18 protein-coding genes and 1 other annotated feature are annotated in these 17,399 nt (G+C 40.0%); of the genes, 1 reads left to right on the top strand and 17 read right to left on the bottom strand.

Features of this window, described 5'->3' with window-relative positions:
* Nucleotides 1-8: 8 nt before the first annotated feature.
* The 12 genes from IGI49_RS18275 to gnd form a co-directional block, all read right to left on the bottom strand.
* Nucleotides 9-1,226, bottom strand: a complete 1,218-nt coding sequence (locus tag IGI49_RS18275; protein WP_429962864.1) for an NAD/NADP octopine/nopaline dehydrogenase family protein — start codon at nt 1,224-1,226, stop codon at nt 9-11.
* Between the two features lie 58 nt (nt 1,227-1,284).
* Nucleotides 1,285-1,530, bottom strand: a binding site (T-box leader).
* A 53-nt stretch (nt 1,531-1,583) separates the two neighbouring features.
* On the bottom strand, nt 1,584-2,249 hold the full coding sequence (locus tag IGI49_RS18270; RefSeq protein WP_429962863.1) for an HAD family hydrolase: 666 nt from the start codon (nt 2,247-2,249) through the stop codon (nt 1,584-1,586).
* A gap of 124 nt (nt 2,250-2,373) precedes the next feature.
* Nucleotides 2,374-3,015, bottom strand: a complete 642-nt coding sequence (locus IGI49_RS18265) for a bifunctional 4-hydroxy-2-oxoglutarate aldolase/2-dehydro-3-deoxy-phosphogluconate aldolase (protein ID WP_429962862.1) — start codon at nt 3,013-3,015, stop codon at nt 2,374-2,376.
* Nucleotides 3,016-3,039: 24 nt separating this feature from the next.
* Nucleotides 3,040-4,113 (bottom strand): mannonate dehydratase, encoded by a 1,074-nt coding sequence (gene uxuA / locus IGI49_RS18260; RefSeq protein ID WP_429962861.1) that lies wholly within the window; start codon nt 4,111-4,113, stop codon nt 3,040-3,042.
* A 20-nt stretch (nt 4,114-4,133) separates the two neighbouring features.
* Complete coding sequence (locus tag IGI49_RS18255) at nt 4,134-4,583, bottom strand: PTS sugar transporter subunit IIA (RefSeq protein WP_429962860.1); 450 nt, start codon at nt 4,581-4,583, stop codon at nt 4,134-4,136.
* 19 nt (nt 4,584-4,602) lie between these two features.
* On the bottom strand, nt 4,603-5,484 hold the full coding sequence (locus IGI49_RS18250) for a hypothetical protein (protein WP_429962859.1): 882 nt from the start codon (nt 5,482-5,484) through the stop codon (nt 4,603-4,605).
* An 81-nt stretch (nt 5,485-5,565) separates the two neighbouring features.
* The gene (locus tag IGI49_RS18245; protein ID WP_429962858.1) at nt 5,566-6,072 is read right to left on the bottom strand and encodes a PTS system mannose/fructose/N-acetylgalactosamine-transporter subunit IIB; all 507 of its coding nucleotides are present in this window, start codon (nt 6,070-6,072) and stop codon (nt 5,566-5,568) included.
* Between the two features lie 23 nt (nt 6,073-6,095).
* Nucleotides 6,096-6,953, bottom strand: coding sequence for a PTS system mannose/fructose/sorbose family transporter subunit IID (locus IGI49_RS18240; protein WP_207704619.1), 858 nt, complete (start codon nt 6,951-6,953; stop codon nt 6,096-6,098).
* Nucleotides 6,954-6,973: 20 nt separating this feature from the next.
* Nucleotides 6,974-7,813, bottom strand: a complete 840-nt coding sequence (locus tag IGI49_RS18235) for a PTS mannose/fructose/sorbose/N-acetylgalactosamine transporter subunit IIC (RefSeq protein ID WP_429962857.1) — start codon at nt 7,811-7,813, stop codon at nt 6,974-6,976.
* Nucleotides 7,814-7,835: 22 nt separating this feature from the next.
* Nucleotides 7,836-8,933: an iron-containing alcohol dehydrogenase family protein gene (locus IGI49_RS18230; RefSeq protein ID WP_429962856.1), complete on the bottom strand. Its 1,098-nt coding sequence runs from the start codon at nt 8,931-8,933 to the stop codon at nt 7,836-7,838.
* Between the two features lie 17 nt (nt 8,934-8,950).
* The gene (locus IGI49_RS18225; protein WP_429962855.1) at nt 8,951-9,949 is read right to left on the bottom strand and encodes a D-isomer specific 2-hydroxyacid dehydrogenase family protein; all 999 of its coding nucleotides are present in this window, start codon (nt 9,947-9,949) and stop codon (nt 8,951-8,953) included.
* Between the two features lie 12 nt (nt 9,950-9,961).
* Entirely contained in the window at nt 9,962-10,861 is a 900-nt protein-coding gene (gene gnd, locus IGI49_RS18220; RefSeq protein ID WP_429962854.1) for a phosphogluconate dehydrogenase (NAD(+)-dependent, decarboxylating), read from the bottom strand.
* Nucleotides 10,862-11,511: 650 nt separating this feature from the next.
* Between gnd and IGI49_RS18215 the strand changes: the two genes are divergently transcribed.
* Nucleotides 11,512-12,402, top strand: coding sequence for a MurR/RpiR family transcriptional regulator (locus IGI49_RS18215; protein ID WP_429962853.1), 891 nt, complete (start codon nt 11,512-11,514; stop codon nt 12,400-12,402).
* 55 nt (nt 12,403-12,457) lie between these two features.
* Here the strand turns inward: IGI49_RS18215 and IGI49_RS18210 are convergent, their stop codons facing one another.
* The 5 genes from IGI49_RS18210 to IGI49_RS18190 form a co-directional block, all read right to left on the bottom strand.
* Nucleotides 12,458-13,297: an Asp23/Gls24 family envelope stress response protein gene (locus IGI49_RS18210; protein WP_429962852.1), complete on the bottom strand. Its 840-nt coding sequence runs from the start codon at nt 13,295-13,297 to the stop codon at nt 12,458-12,460.
* Between the two features lie 115 nt (nt 13,298-13,412).
* Entirely contained in the window at nt 13,413-13,991 is a 579-nt protein-coding gene (locus IGI49_RS18205; RefSeq protein WP_429962851.1) for a TMEM175 family protein, read from the bottom strand.
* A 101-nt stretch (nt 13,992-14,092) separates the two neighbouring features.
* The gene (locus tag IGI49_RS18200; RefSeq protein WP_429962850.1) at nt 14,093-15,298 is read right to left on the bottom strand and encodes an ABC transporter permease; all 1,206 of its coding nucleotides are present in this window, start codon (nt 15,296-15,298) and stop codon (nt 14,093-14,095) included.
* On the bottom strand, nt 15,295-15,972 hold the full coding sequence (locus IGI49_RS18195; RefSeq protein ID WP_207704611.1) for an ABC transporter ATP-binding protein: 678 nt from the start codon (nt 15,970-15,972) through the stop codon (nt 15,295-15,297). The genes IGI49_RS18200 and IGI49_RS18195 overlap by 4 nt, the downstream gene beginning before the upstream one ends.
* Nucleotides 15,965-17,110 carry an efflux RND transporter periplasmic adaptor subunit gene (locus tag IGI49_RS18190; protein WP_429962849.1) on the bottom strand — a complete coding sequence of 382 codons (1,146 nt, stop codon included), beginning with the start codon at nt 17,108-17,110 and terminating at the stop codon, nt 15,965-15,967. Before IGI49_RS18190 ends, IGI49_RS18195 begins: the two co-directional genes overlap by 8 nt.
* Nucleotides 17,111-17,399: the final 289 nt, after the last annotated feature.

Below are 17,399 nucleotides of genomic sequence, written 5' to 3'. Positions count from 1 at the left end.
TCACCCTCCTATAGCTTGCCAGTTTCCAAGTATGTTAACAGAGCGTCTTTTTCTAAGTGACCAATCCCTAAATCATCCAAAGTTAATCCTTCTTTTAAGAAATCTCGACCGGTCATAACAGAAGCCAAGGTAATCATGCTATCGATTACTTTAGTTTCCACATCAAACTTTTTACCTAACTCATGATAAATGTGGCAGCCTACTGGAATATCTTCAGTGATATAACGATCCTGAATACTGAAAGGTCCGGTACCAATCGCCATTTCGTATTGTTCATCGAAAGGTACGATGCAATCATCTCCCATATATTCAGGGCCTAAAATACTGGTACGAGATAAGAAATTCTTTTTCGGGAAGCGCTGCAAATCAACCCCGATTGCTTCAGCCAGCGCTACTTCTTCCAAATAAAAGGCATATTGTACTTCAGAGATGGATTCACAGTAAGCATGCGAGTAAATCGAATAGGTAGATTTATCGTTGCCGCCAAACACGCGACCCCAATTTTCCATGACACCCACACCCAGAATAGTTCCTGGACAATGCAAAACAGGATTTACGTTGCTAAAGCCCACATCCAAAACCGTCTTTCCGCTAGTGGGTCCATCACCTTCAGTAATTGCATCAAAACAGCCTAATTGCTTCGTACTTTCTAAAAATTTCTCCTGATCGGTTGAAGGCAAACTTGCACCGCGCAAGGTAATCGCTCGATAGATTAAGCCGATTTCCGACGTCATCACTCCGCCTTCCTTTACCACTCGCGCACCATACGGAGCACTGGACCAGCCGCCAATAATTACTTGCTTCGTGCAATTCACTTCCCGCATTTTTTTACGCAATTTTAGTGAACCAAAGTTATCAGGAATAATATGGATGATCATGCCATCCTCCAGCACTGGCACTAACTCTTCAAAAAAGGCATCGTGAGCAATTGAAGGAACAGCCACAATCAATAGTTTACAACCTTTTACACACTCAGCCACACTGTCAGTAATTTTTTCAAAGCGAGCATTACCCGAACGTTTAAAACCATACTTGCTGTTTTGCTTGCCGGTTATGTTAATTCCTGTTCGTTCGACCGTTGCTAGTGTTGTTTCAAAAAAGTTAGGTAAATCACAAATATTTACCTTGTTTCCACCTAATACACAATCTGCTGCCACTGCTTTTCCAGCAGCGCCTCCTCCTAAAACAGCTACTGTCGTTTCAGGCAAATTTTCCTTCAAAACCATTCCATTCACTCCTTTTCAAAATAAAAAAAACGCCCCTGGTTTGCATACGAAATGCTAAACCAAGGACGATTACAACCTGTGATCGTGGTACCACCTTTTTTCGCCTGTATAAACAAGCCTCTCAGCTACGGAAATTCCTTCGATAGCCTAGTCGCGATATCGGGCGAACCCGCAGCACCTAGGGTCTAACCCTCAGTGACTGATGCCAAAAGACCATCTTCCTATCTGCTTGAATATCTCTTTTCACCACTCAGAGACTCTCTAAAACTCTTGCAACTAGTACTCTTCTTTTCTATGCATTAATATTAAAATTAGATTAGTAATTACCTAGTATCTTATAATTACTAATCGCTTCTGTCAATGCCTTTTCAAATAATCCAAAACAATTTGTAAATCCTTTCCTCGCTGAATGACTCCAGCGGGTACTGCTTGAACATCTAACTCAAAATTCGAATCCGGAACCATCAAGACCTTCAATCCAGCATTCTCAGCTGCCTGGCTGCCAGGAATCGAATCTTCAACGGCAATCCCAGCATCCGCTGTAAAACCGGCACGCTGCAACACTTCCAAATACAAGTCAGGTGCTGGCTTCAGCCGTTCCACATCATCACCAAATACTGGATAATCGATATACTGTAAAAAATCTAAACCAGCCATTACATCCCTCGCCCGTTTGGCAATTGTAGAAGTTGCTAGACCCACTGTATAGTTTTTCTTCGCAGCTTGCAGTGCCTCTTTAGCATAGGGTTTAGGAGGAACCCTTCCCTCAGCTAATTCCTGGTAAAAATATTCTTCTCGAGTTTTACGAATCGCCATTACTAGTTCTCGATCATTGGTCAACCTCACCAGCTCTTCAGTGGTCTCATGATACCCCTTACCTACCCAGCCCTGAAACATTTCAGCCGGCAGCTGAACCCCATGATCCTTCGCTGCATATTCCCAACCATCGCGATAAACCCTTTCTGTATCAACCAACAACCCATCCATATCAAAGATGACAATCTTCAACTCACTTTGCCCCATCTAAATCCTCCTAGCAGTATTTAGTTCTTTCTTCATTTTGACGGTTTTGTTGCGAGATTGCAATGGATTCCGAAAGACCTCTCAAAAAAACGAACTTGATCCATTGATCAAGTTCGTTCCATTGTTACCCTTTAATCTTCGCCACCAACTCGCGTAAATTCTCATCTGCACTTTTTCCATCATCTTTTTTCAAAAGAGCTTCAGAAATGATGAATGAGCCGCCGACCCCAATGATATGATCATTTTCAAGATACTCCATGAAGTTTCCTTGGTTAATTCCACCCGTTGGTAAAAACTTCACGTCATAAAACGGTCCACTTAATGCTTTGATTGCCTTCAATCCGCCATAAATATCTGCCGGGAAGAATTTCACAACTTTGATGCCAAATTCCATTGCTCGCTGGATATCTCCAGGAGTTGCCGTCCCTGGAAAGACTGGTACATCCCGTTCGATACAGTAGTCAATCACCTCTGGAACAATCGCTGGTGAAACAACAAATTTCGCACCATTTTCTAATGCCAGCTTGGCTTCTGCCAAGGATCTGACCGTACCAGCTCCCACAATCAGTTCACCTGAATCAGCTAGCTGCTTAATGGCTTCGGCTGCTAAGTAGCTGCGAAAGGCAACTTCGATAAAGCGAACGTCGTTTTTTATCAGCACTTCTTCTAATCGACCCAGACAGCTTAAATCTGTTGCTGTATACAACGGCAGCAATTTTACTTCTGCCATCTGTTGATAAAGCGGATGATTCATATTTGCTAACATAATTTATCTCACTTTCCCGTAAAATTAGTTTGCTTTCTTAGACTTGACTGCTGCTTCATGCAGACCCTGCAAGTAGGTAATCCCCATTGCCCGGTCATACAAGCCGTAACCTGGCATTGCAACCTCGCCCCAGACTGTTCGACCATGGTCCGGACGGATTGGTCCATCAAAACCAGCATCAACTAAGGCCTCCATAATAGCATACATATCTAGAGAACCCTCTGTGCTTAAATGAGCTGTTTCCTTAAACTTGCGTTCTCCCATGAAGCCAACATTCCGGAAGTGAACAAAGTTAATTCTGTGACCAATTTCACGAACCATCTCAACTAGATCGTTAGCTGGATCAGCCCCGAGGGACCCTGTGCAAAATGTAATGCCGTTATAAGGAGAATCAACGATACTCAAAATTTTCTTCAGATCCTCCAGATTTTTAGTAATCCGAGGCAGATCAAAGATTTCCCAAGGTGGATCATCCGGATGGATCGCCATTTTGACATCCATTTCTTCACATACCGGAATGATACGGGTTAGAAAATATTCTAAATTTTCAAATAATTTTTCTTCTGTTACACCATCATAAGTGGCCATCAGGCTGTTGAATTTTTTCAACCGCTCTTCTTCCCACCCAGGCAGCTTGAATCCTTTTGATTGGCTGTGGATCAGCTTATACATATCGCTTGGTTCCATGTTGTCCACGACTGACTGGTCGTAAACCAAAGAATAACTGCCATCCTCATTTTCATAGTTCAAGGTTGTTTTGGCCCAGCCAAAGATTGGTTTGAAGCTGTAGCAAATCATATGAACATCGCAGGCCGATAAATTCTTAATGGTCTGGATATAATTATCGATGTACTGGTCCCGTTCAGCTGTTCCGGCTTTGATGGCGTCGTGAATCGCAACACTTTCAATCCCTAAAAGCGCCAAATTTTCCTTCTCGATAGATTCCTTTAATTCTTGAATTTCATTAACCTGCCAGACATCTCCTGGCAGTTTGTTCAATAAAGTACCGACAATCCCGTTCATTCCTGGAATTTGACGTACATTGTTTAATGGAATGGAATCACCTTTCTCACCATACCATCTAAATCCCCACTTCATTATAGACCTTCCCCCATTTCTTAAAAATCGTCCTCATCGTCATCGTCTGATGCATCTACCATAGAAACATGCCACATGCTTAAGCTTTCAGTACCTTGGTTAATTACTGCTTGAGCAGCTTGCTCCACAGGGGTTCCCAAGATTTGATGATTGATCGTTTCCAACAGCATTGGCAAGTTTACTCCCCCAACAATGTATACAGCTTCCTGTAACTCTGATTCCAGGTCGTTTACTGTTAAAACAGATTGATTATAAGGACTCGCGCTTACTAAATCGACAAGTACAATAACGCCCTCTCCCTGGTTGACTTCATTAATTGCTTCTTTGATTTTTGTTCCTAATGCTTGAACATCATCTCCCTGATTCAAATTCACAGTAGCGATGTTGTTAGTAGCACCAATGATGACCTCTGCCGAATCCTTTAGTCCATCACTTAATTTGCCATGTGTTGCTATGACGATACCTAACATGTAAAAAGCCTCCTATTCTTTATTCGAACAATTTGATAATCTTCGTTAAATTTTCCATATTCAACGTCTTTTGCTTTAACGCTGTTTTATCCAAAACATACTGAGTACCTTCTGTTGTTTCACTAACATTAGCCCCGAACAAGTAAGTGATATTTCCTATACTCGGATGCTGATGAACCTCTGCTTGCTGCAGCCGCTCACTAGAGAATCCTTTTCCTTTAACCTGCAGCTCCGTATGAGCACCGACTGCATCCAGAGAATAAATTTTCGCTGATGCCTTGCAGGAATCCTGAAGGACATTTAATCCCACTTCACCATAAGCACCTTCATCAATAAAGGCAAAGGCTATCTTTTTGTTTTTGACACTATTTATCAACTGTAAGATAGCTAAAATAGATGACGTATTACGAATCAACGTCTGGCGACTCGACAATCCCTTGGCTATTTTACTTAAAAAGATAAAATATGCTCCATAGCAAATCGCTACGAGGATAGTCAGCGGTGAGGAAAGATCAAAAGCACTTGGAGCAACTTGCATATAAGCCAGTGTGAATAGCAAACCTGCCAGCAATGTTAACAAAGCACTGACTAGAATAAAGCTTGTGGTGCCTTTGCTTTGTTTTTTACGGTCAAATAAATAATAAGGACCAAAATGCTGAGGCGGTGTATCATAATAGGTACAAATGATCTGATCGGCCTTCTTAATATCCCCAACGTAAATATTATTGGCAGCATATTTTTTATGACGGTTGTATTCAATCACCTGAATGTCTTCCCGCATTTTTGCAATATCAGTAACCAATGCAGTTATAAATCTACGTTTTTGCTTCGCCGTACGCCGTACACGGTATACATATTGATAGCGAAACAGCCAATCGTTAAAGGTCTCATTTTGTTCCACTGGCTTCACTTCCCAACATTTTGGTCTTTCTTTAAAAGAAAATTACCACCGGATGCTGCGTGATGGTAATTTTCAACAGTTTTATAAACCGAATTGTCCCAATACATCTTTCAATGATGATTTAGGTGCCGATGGTGTTGCTTGGAAATAAATATCCTCTACACCATAATCGTCATGTAACTCTTTCAGTCTTGCTGCATCTTCTTTGTTTAGATAAACAGATTTTGTTACTAGCAAATCTTTGTCTGGATCTTTTTGAGCAATCCCACCAATATTCAATTCCTTCATCGGTAAACCATGCTTAACCAAATCGTAGATCACGCTGACCGTTTTAGTAATCAGAATGCAGTTATAATCCTTGAAACTATACTCATCCCAATAAAATTTCGCTTTTTCTGGTGTGATAACAATGGTCTTTTGACCAGTACGACTTCCAGCACTCTTGTATAGATCCCGCATAAATTTATCTTTAGCTACTACTTCATCCACCACAAAGATTGAGTTTACTCCGCTTTTTTGTGATAAGGTCATCATTACTTGTCCATGAATCAAACGCTCATCGACACGCGCTAAGTTTACTACTCCCATTACAGATCACTTCCTTTTAAGTTTTATAAAATTCCTACAGCTGCTAATACAATCAGAATAGCCGTTAGCCACAGCAGTGCTTGGGTAACCTTCAAGCCTTTCTTAGTATAGAACCAGTAGACACCCATCACGACTGCCAAAGGCAAGATTCCTGGAACAATTTGATCTAGTATTTCCTGCACAACGAATTCTCGACCTGACAGACTGAATTTCAAGGTTGATGCCACTTTAACATAGTTGCCGGCCAGAATTCCCATCATAAACAACCCAAGTACGGACAATGTTTCAATCGCTGTTTGGACACCTGTGCTTTGCATTAAACCAGTTGCATTACGTCCCATTGAGAAGGCTTGCTGTGCAAAGAATACCCCTAGAATCACTTGGTATAGAGCGAAACAAACGAATGGGAATAAAGCACCTAGTGGACTACCCTCTTGAGCCCAAGGAACAGCAATCGCAATAAAGATGTATTGAACAGTTCCTGAGTCAATCGCATCCCCAATACCTGCCAGAGCACCCATTAGTCCAGCTTTAGTATTGTACATTAGGTCATCTTGCATCATAATTTCTTTTTGTTCATACTCTTCTTCCGCCCGCTGTTGTTCCATTGAGGACATCAAGCCAGTGATAACTCCACCACCCCAGCTTAACTGAGTATTAAAGAATAGTAATTGCCGTTTGTAAGCGGCTTTTAATGTTTCATCATCTTTGTATAATTTTCTTAAAATCGGCATCATAGCATAGAGCAGTGATGGTGCCAAATAACGTTCAAAGGAATGCGGAATTTCATTGGCAAAGTGCCAGCGAAGATACGCTTTGGTTACATCTTTTTTAGTAATTTCTTCTGGTGCCAGATTATTTGTTTTAGTTGCTTCTGTCATTATTTTTCCCTCCTTATCGATTAAAATCCGTCATCGTAATCATCATCGTCGTCATCCATTGAAGCTGGTGCGCTTGATCCACTATCTGATGCTTGTACTAGTTTTCCTTTTTGTGACTGTACAAAGATCAAGGCAATAATTACGCCGAAGACAGCGTAAGTAACCATGGTAATTTCCAATGATTTGAAGACAACACTCATGAAGTACGCAAGGAAGAAGAAGACCATGTAATCTTTTCGACCAATAACATAAACCGTGGTTGCAATCCCGATTGCGGCTAATCCGCCACCGACTACTTCCAGTACATGGATAACTACGGTTCCTTCCAGAGCAGTAATGACATCTGCAATAACTGGTGCACCTAAGAATAGAGCCACAAATACTAATGGCACAAACAACAAGAATGATGCAATGGTTGGATAGGTAATGATCGAACGAGCAATTGCTCGTGGGTTCAAATCGTCCACTGCTTTATCTGTGTATTTTCCTAAGAAGGTATTAATGAAGAATCTAAATTGATAAAGATAACTACCTAAAAGTCCTACTGGTACTGCTACGGCAATCGCCGCTTCAGGTTTCAAGTTTCCTAATAAAGCCACCGGTACGGCAATTGCTGCTGCAATTGACGGTTCTGCTGGCATTGATCCACCAGGTGAGAATACCCCCATGTAAATCATTTGAAGTGCCGCCGTAACAATCATTGCCTGAGAAACATTTCCCATGACAACCCCTACAAAAAGTCCTGTCATTAATGGAGAGAAACGCAGGGTCAATGTTGCCCCGCCTCCTAGCCATCTTGACATAACGGCCGCAACCCATAACGCGATTAACAAACTCTGCATTACACTTAAAGTTTCCATATGTCCTCCTTTTGAAGCTCGTTTAATTTAAGTATTGCTCTAACATCTCAATCGTTTCTTTTAATTTCTCTTCCGTGATCGTTATCGGAATCAAATGAACCTTTTCCTTGGAATCAATGAATTCAACTAACTGATCAATTACTGCCTCATCCTTTGGATAAATCCCCATTTGATGCAATGAAGTTGGCAAGTTCAGCTCCTGATAAAACGGCATCAAGCGATCAATCGTTGCCCATTTGCCTTCTAGAGCCAGCTGGAAAAAGATTCCATATGCAACTTTTTCACCATGCAAGTACCGATGACAGTCAGGAATGTATTTGCTCATCCCATCATGCATCGCATGAGCCGCAGCATTTCTAGCATATTTATCTCCTAAGCCGCCAACTAATCCGGCAACCCCAAAAACAATCTCCGATAAATGAACAAACTCATCTGATAACCGTTGATCCTTCATGTCTTGAATGGCTTTGGCTGAATCTCTAGTAATTGCTTCTTCGCACAGCTTTGCCGTATAACCCGCCATTTGCAAAAATGGTTCATTCTTCAAATGATCCTGTGCCAGAATTGTTTCTGATTCGTACCATTTAGCTAAGGTATCAGCTAATCCAGCAATAAAATAATTAACTGGCGAATCGATCACTAATTCAGGTTCTGTAATCAGAAAGGCTGCCTGACGTAAAAAGTGTTCGCTCTTGCCTTCTGATTCTCCATTTTCCTTGTACATCACTGAGAGCGGTGTCCACGGTGCACAGTTGCTGGCTAACGTAGGAATTACCCCAAAATTCACATTAAATTTATGTGCTGAGTAACCAACCAAATCGGTCAGTTTTCCTCCACCAACACCAATAATAAAATCGATGTTGTCCTTTTTCACCACTTCACCAATTAAATCTGCCCCGTAGTAGCTGCATTCTCCCGTGTATTGATGGTAGGTAAAGCGGTACCGTTCATCCTCTAAAAAAGATAATCTGGGTCGCGCCTTTTCCCAAGAAATAGTCCCATGAACAATCAATACATTTTTGGCAGCATATTCTTGCAATAAGGTAGGAATTCTTTCAAAAGCAGCTGTACAGTACTGATAAAACTGCGGTCCTACCTTTACCTTCAAACCTTCTAGCATTGTCAATTTCTCCCTGTCTACTTGATATAGCTGCTCACCGGCTGTACTGCTCGTTCCGGCAGCTGGCCTTTAGTCACATCCTCTACATCACGAACACATTTCTTGCCCATTTCCTCTAAACATTCCATCGTGTAAGCAGATGTATGCGGTGTCATTACCACATTGTCAAATGCCAAGTACGGGTGGTCCTTGCGACCAGGTTCTTCTTCTAATACATCCGTTGCAAAACCAGCAATCTTGCCCGTCTCCAAGCCTTTTACAATTGCTTGCTCATCCACTAATGCACCGCGGGCACTGTTCGATATATACACGTGTTCCTTCATTTGTGCTATTTCCTTATCACCAATCATGTGATAATTTTTTTCTGTTAAATTAGCACATATGCAAATCATAGCTGAAGACTGAAGAAGTTCCTCCAATTCAACTTTTTTGGCTCCATGACTTTGAATATCCAGCTCTGATTTGTATGGATCATAGGCCAGTACTTCACAGCGGAAGCCATTTCGTAGAATTTCCACAACACAGCTGCCAGTATTTCCGACACCAATGACACCCACTGTTTTATTAAATAGTGTCCGGCCAACAAATTGAGCACGATCTTCCCAGTGATCCTCAGTTACCCGTTGGTGCGCTTCCACCGTTCGTCGCAAAATCGCCATTAAATTAGTGATATTATTCTCAGCTACCGCATCTCTTTCTACTAGTGCCGGAATTATTGTTACAAGTGTATTGTGCTTTTTAGCCGCTTCAATATCAACATTATTAAAACCTATTCCGTGTCGGGTAATTAAAATAAGTTCATCCTTATGATCAAAAAATTCTTGTGTAAAAAATGGTGTAACACTGGCAATAATAATGTTGTATCCCTGAAGTGTTTCTGCTAGTTCTCGACCCTTGATTTCACCATCCACCGTAAAATGTTTAACCGGTCCGATTTTTTCTAAACGTTGGATATGCTCTGGAAATACTTGACCGAAACTACTGGAGTTGACAATTGCAATTTTGTATTTTGACATTTCTAAACCCCTTTAAATGCTCTTTACGACAGCGTGTCCACCGAAACCATGTCTTAATGAAGCAACGACCTTATTGGAAAAGCTGTCTGGAATTTTACTTTGGTTCCGAACGAATAAGGATAATGCGATAGTCGGTACTGGAATATCTAACTGTAAAGCTTCTTCTATAGTCCATTTTGCTTCACCGCTAGCATTTATTTCTCCTTTGATTTCTTCTAGATGAGGATCCTGTGCAAATGACCGCTCTGCTAATTCCATCAACTTCGCTTCAATAACAGAACCATGGTTCCAAACCTTTGCGACCTTTTCTAAATCAAAAGCATATTCCGAAGCCTCCAGCAGTTGGAAGCCTTCACCAATCGCCTGCATCATGGCGTATTCGATTCCATTGTGCACCATCTTCAAATAATGCCCTGAACCTGCTTTACCAGAATACAAATACCCGTCTTCACAAGCTAAATCCTTAAAAAAAGGTTCCACAATTTTTACCGCTTCTTCATCACCACCAACCATTAAACACGCACCGTGACGAGCACCCTCCATTCCACCAGACGTCCCACAATCAACAAAATGAACGCCTTGTTTTTTGCCCGCGTGATAATTGTTTAGACTGTCATGGAAATTAGAATTTCCGCTGTCAATAATTACGTCGCCTCTATTAAGCGCTTTCAACAAGTCCGTCACAAGTAAATTCGTAATTTCTCCGGCTGGTGTGCTTAAGAAAAGGATTTTTTGTTCATCTAAAGAATCCAACAACGTCTCTATTGACCTAACCGTTCGAACATGTTCTGCTTCTGCCTTCTCACGTGCCTGACTGCTTGCATCAAAACCAACGACTTCCCATTGTTTATCCATTACATTCAGCGCCATGTTTAATCCCATTTTGCCGAGTCCAATGAATCCTATTTTCATATTTCTTTTTCACCTGCCCTCCTGCTATATTAAAATCATATCGTGAAAAGAATAAATTGTAAAGATTTACATCAAATAAAAAATATTTTTTATTTAGCGATTTCTACCTGTGTTATTTTATTCATAGCCTAGATTGGAATCGTATAGAAAAAACGTTGCAAACGCTACCATAAAATTTGTTAATTCTCCTTCTTCTTTTATCTATTCTAAAAATTAGAAAATACGAATAGAATTATACGTTTAAGAAACCGGTTACTATTACGGCAAGCTTTTTATGTATAACAAAAAATATTCAACAAGTTTTTTTCTAATAATATACTAACCTCGTTTAAGGAAAGGTTTCGATATATACTAGCTTCTTAGGATCATTATTCCTTTTAATTTGGCCCTGATTAATTAAGCCTGTTCTTATTTAATGAAATAATCGCAGCTTTTGAATAAAGATTATTTATTTTAGTGGATTGGACGTTTTATTGTCAGTAGAGACTGGTTTCATAGGATTTTAGGGGGATTTGTTCCTTGCATTAGAAAAAATATTTTTAGGAAATTGTCTTTTAGAGTACACTTCCCTATAATGAGCATAAGATCTTTTGAAGAACGAACGACGGAAGCGATTATTATAGAATCAGATTTTGGACGGAGGAAGCGACATGAAAAATCATTATCTTGATCAACGAATCAGAATAAAGAAACCTAAGCTTAGCGATACTGAACAAAAAATAGCCAATTATCTTGTTCACTCTGAAGAAGCCCTAGCTCATAAAACCTTAGATGAATTAGCTAATGAAATTGGTGTCTCACAGTCCTCAGTTTACCAGTTTGTTAAACGCATCGGATACAGTGGTTTTCAGGAGTTCAAAATTGATATTGCCCGTAACTCCAACTATCAGCCGACATTTCAATCTGTTAATCCGATGAGCGGTACAGATGATATTACATCAGAAGACTCAAGCATCGATATTGCAAAAAAAGTGCTGCAATCAAATCTGCACTCGTTGAGTAACTCAACTCATTTTATTACAGAAGAACTACTGGATAATGCATTAGCTCTCATTTATTCGTCTAAAACACTGCATTTTTTCGGTCAGGGAGGCTCTACAATTGTAGCCTTCGACAGTTTTCATAAGTTTATCCGGACCAAGTATCGTTGCAATTACGTTTTTGATTACCATATGCAGATAAGCTTCGCGACTAAGCTGACTAATGAGGATTGTGTGTTTATTTTCTCACATTCTGGTCAAACCAAAGAATCAATTAATTTAGCCCGACAGGTAAAAAAAACCGATGCTAAATTGATCACTCTCACTGGTAATGGCGGTTCAGAACTGGTCAGTTTATCAGATGAAGCGATTATTGTTGTTACCGAGGAAAGTCTGTTTCGGACAGAAGCTCTTTCTTCAAGAATTGGCTACTTAACCGTCATGGACATTCTTTATACGAATGCCATGCATCATAATTACGATCAAAATACAGATTCCCTAAAGAAAATTCGTGACAATATCAGCACTACAAAGGTAGATCCTCATAACTTCATGATGTAAAAAAAACAAGGCAAGACCGATAGGGGTCTCGCCTTGTTATTAGCGCCTATAATGATTATTCAACACGTGGTTTTTCAGATTTTTCTTCTTTATCTTTGTCTTCTGACTTTTCAGCTTTCTCTTTGTCGTCAGAAAATTCTTCACGTTTTTCGTTTACATATTCTTTCGCTTGGTCTGCTTGTTCAGAAGCCTTGTCTTGCAAAGTTTCTTTATCTTTTTCATGTTCTTCTTTTGTCTTAATGTCAACAACCTTCAAATTCACTTCGATGACATCTAGACCAGTCATTTGCTTAACTTCTTTAGCAACCACTTGTTTTAAGTTATTGAAGATTTCTTGGATATCTTTGCCGTATTCAACAACTACATCCATGTCGATTGCCACTTGTTTTTTGCCAACTTCGGTTTCAATACCGGCAGTATCATCAGCATTATTGCTGATTTTTTTAGCAGTATTTGAGAAGAAGCCGCCATCCACATTCAACAGTCCATTTACGCTATCCAAAGCTACAGCAATAATTTTTTTAATTACTGAGTCATCATATTCAACGTCCCCGCGAATATTTTCAATATCTTGTTTGTCAGTTGATTTTTGATCTTTCTTTTCTTCTTCTTTTTTCATGTCGTTACTCATATCTTTCGCTTCCTTCTTATTATCAGATTCTTTTTTATCTTCACTCTTTTGCTTTACTTCAGCAGCTTTTACTTCTTTACCACTTTTCGTTTCTTTGCTGTCTTGGTCATTCTTCACGTCAGGAGTCTTTGCTTTTTGATCTTCAACTTTGTTTTCGTCTTTTTTGATATCTTTAGCATTTCCGCCAGCCTGATCATGTGCTTCTTTCACGCTTTCGGTCACTTCTTTCTTCATGTCTTTATCTACTAAGTTTTGAATTTCCATGTTGCATCCTCCTTTTTTCTTATACCTTAAGCATAGAGGATAATGTACAAATTTCAAAATAAAACGCTTGATTGTGTCACAGAATTATTTTTCTTTCTTTATTTCTGACAATTGTTCAATCTAAAGTAACTTTTTCCAGCTTCTTCTCTGGAATAAACCACATTATCAGCATAATCCCGTTAATCACGATAACTAATACCGGATGAATCAACCAGCCAGCCAGTAAGGCGACCACATTCAAAGCAATAGTCACCCGTATCTTCGTATAATGTCTAAAAAGCTTGCCTACCGCTGAGTCCTTGCCGTTGCAGCGAACTAGAGATAAGCCTAGTAAATAATAAGAGATATCCGTTCCTAAAATAACTAAACCGTAAAAAATTTGCGGTGCCAGTGAGGTTGGATAGTCGGTTACCCAGACAGTGACATATGGAAACAGTGTTAACATCAAAATCAACAAGTTATTCATCCACAATACCAGGCCGTCCACTTTTTTTATCATGTGAAAAAGATGATGGTGATTGTTCCAATAAATGGCTAACGAAATAAAACTGACCAAATAAATAATAAATTGATGGGCTTTTCCTTCAAAAGCGAAAAAGGTGTCCCCATTGGGTTCATGCAGCTCCAATACTAGTAAGGTCATAACAATGGCGATTACAGCATCTGTGAAGGCCTCGATTCGATTTTTCGGCATTCAAATTCCCTCCTTACTTTTCTTTCTGAGTCTACTACACATTGATTGAAAAGTCTGGTTTAAAGCCTGTTACAACCAAAAGACCCTTGCAGAAGCAAGAGTCATTTTAAGATATCGATTAATTCTTTTTTGGCAGCTGCAGAAGCTGGCAGATAGCTGAAGCAGATACCGATCAACGTCGAGGTTCCAATGGAAATAAAAACAGTCATCAAATCTGGCCGAACTGAAAATGGTAATGCAAAGGAAGCAGCAAAAGCGATTAATATCCCTAACACGTAGCCGATTACTCCACCACTTAAGGTCAGGACAATTCCTTCAAAGAGGAATTGCTGCTTGATCGATTTAGCATTAGCACCTAATGCGCGACGAATCCCAATCTCTTTTGTCCGCTCGGATACAGAAATATACATCATATTCATTACACCTACACCGGCAATAAATAACGAAATTGCAGCTACAGCGCCAATAAAAAGCGTCATTTGATCCAGCATCGAGCCTAACTGCTTAATCTCAGCGGAAGGATCATAGCTTTGGTATTCCCCCTGCAAACGGCTTTCACCGTTAACGTTCAGTTGCTTAAGTACTTTGTCCATTGCTGCGTTATCATCTGCTTGGGTATTGAACTTGATTGCCAATACGGAGTGATTTTCCTTTTTTTCCAAGTAATGAGCATAGGTCTTTTTAGGAAAATAGGCCAATGGTTCATAGTTTTGAGGACCCATCTCTCCTGAGCTGTTAACGGAAACTCCGACCACAGTGAATACCTGACCGTTCAATTCAAAAGCCCCGTTTAATGCGGCCTTGGCTGAGCCAAAGACCTGTTTTGCAACAACTTCGTCTAAAACAACTACCTTATTCAATCCATCATTGTCAGCCGGAATTAATTGACGTCCAGTTAAAATAGGCAAGGAAGTTTTCTTAGTTGTTTCAATCGCCATAGTGAATTTCATATTTTTATTATAGAAGTCAACAGAGTCTTTATCGTTCTCTTTCATCGTTTGATGGTAGCTTACTTCCTTGACCTCTGGCAGATTGGCCACCATATTTTTATCGGTTTGAGAAATACCCGAGTCATCTTTGATTAAATTATCAAAATCATTGTACTTAATATTGATATACTTGGTTTGTCCTGTTTCGTCAGCGCCAGTTGTTTGCGATAAGATATTGCGTTTAAATCCATTCCCTAAAGCAACAATGGTAATAACTGCAGCAATTCCAATAATGATCCCAAACATGGTCAGGAAGCTGCGACGTTTATTTTTGAAAATTGAGCGGAAAGCTGTACGCCAAAGAATATATTTTCTCATGCTTGCAATACCTCCTCAACCATCTGTCCATCTCTGATTTTTAACAGCCGGTCACAATAAATAACTGTTTCTGGATCATGAGTAACCAGAATTATGGTTACTCCTTCATCGTTCAACTGCTTAAACAACTGCATAATCTCATCAGTTGTATGGGTGTCCAAAGCCCCCGTAGGTTCGTCAGCTATAATGAAGCTGGGTTGATTGATTAATGCTCGAGCAATCGCAACTCGCTGCTGTTGTCCACCGGAGAGTTGTTTTGGTAATTGATCCAGTTTGTCGGCTAGTCCAACCCTTGTTAAGGCTTGTTTGACCTTTTTTTGGGTTTCATTATGCTTAGCACCATTGTACAAAAGCGGCAGCTCAACATTTTCAGCAACGGTTAAATTTTCAATGAGACTAAAGTTTTGGAAAACAAACCCTACCGACTGATTGCGAATCTCTGACAGCTCTTCATCCTTGAAATCATCAATCTCTCGGCCTTTAAAAAGATAGTGTCCTTCAAAGGTTCGATCAATAAATCCCAACAGATTAATCAATGTAGACTTGCCAGAACCAGAGGGCCCCATGATTGCTACAAATTCGCCCGCTTCGATAGAAAAATTGATGTCCTTTAAGACATTTATTTTCGTATCGCCCGTTTCATAATATTTGTAAATATGCTCCAGCTTAATCATTCGCGCTCACCTGTACCTCTGCGCCATCTTTTAATTCGTCATCAGGATTTTCAATAATTTGATCCTTCGCTTTAAGTCCGTTCTGGACAATCTTGTGTCCATTCACTTCTTGAATTTGAATTTCAGTTTGTTTCACCTTACCGTTAGTATATTTAAAGACGTAGTGCTTGCCCCCTTTTTCCTTAATGGCAGCATCTGGCAAAATAAGCTGATCTTGTTTTAAGGTAACCACCGTAGATAGGTCATCGGACCAAGGGAAATCTCCTTCGACAATAAACTCATAAGAAGCAACATTATTATTGTCATTGCTGGAAACAATTGCACTGGAAGCAATACTCTTAACCTTGCCTTCTGCTTGCTGATTATCTCCAATAGTAGATACTTGAACCGCTTGACCCGGCACTAATTTGTCCAGATCATATTCAGTTACTATGCCTTTAATTTGCTTGTTTTTTTCAGAAATTGTTACGACTGGTACTTCCGGTGAGGCCTGACCTTTTTCTTCAACTGAAACAATCCCAGCTATTTCAGCATTAACTGTTGTTGAAGCCTGCTGCTGTTGTCCTGCTAGTACATCTTTGGCAGCTTGGATATCTTCATAAGCACCCTGCACAGCAAAACGCGCTTGACTTAATTGATCATTAGCCGCCTGCAGCTCTGCTTGCTGCTGCTTCAACTGTTCATTAAGTCCGGCTTTTTCTTCCTGATCCTGTGTGCGTGCTATCTTTTGCTGAGTATCCGTTACTTGGTTGGTCAAAGTTTGGGCCTGCTTTTCACTCGAAGCAACGGCGGCTTCTGATTGGGAAGCATCTAGTGAGCTCTTATTCACTGCATGCTGTTGAGTGATCAATTCATTTTGAGCAGTATCATTTTGGTATTCAAGTAACGGAGTACCCTCGGAAACTTCCTGTCCATTAGTAACAGTAATATTTTTAATTGCTCCCTTAGAAGTATCTAAAAAGTAAAGCCGCTTTTGAATCGGTTCAACCTTCCCTTTTAGCTGTAACGGATCCGCAGTTTTTACTGTATAAGCACTATACTGCGGCTCCTGTTTCCCTGATCTTAATGCAGCAAATCCACAGCCTGCAATAACTAAACCAGCAACACTAGCAATAAATATTTTTGTCTTTTTCTTCATGTTCTTCCTCCAAATAAACTTTCTGGTTCTAGTTTACTGAAGGAAAAGACTATCCGACATCGAATCAGGTAGAATTGATCTAACAAAAAAGTAAGGTGAGACTGTCATCTCTGTGAAATTTAAATAACATGGAAGGTATGTGTGGGTGGAGGGGAGTCTGTTTAGCAAACAGTTTGCAGAGTTTTTTTCATTTAATAGTTATGATCTGTTCTTTGTGACTTTTTAGAAGGCATATAAACTTTATCCACGGCTTTTACAATAAAAAATTCGAACCAAACAAACCGAACTC

Source organism: Enterococcus sp. AZ071 (assembly GCF_050499065.1).
In the GTDB taxonomy this organism is placed as follows: domain Bacteria; phylum Bacillota; class Bacilli; order Lactobacillales; family Enterococcaceae; genus Enterococcus_A; species Enterococcus_A ferrettii.
Note: the sequence above shows the minus strand (reverse complement) of the source record. Positions and strands in the feature narration are given on the sequence as shown.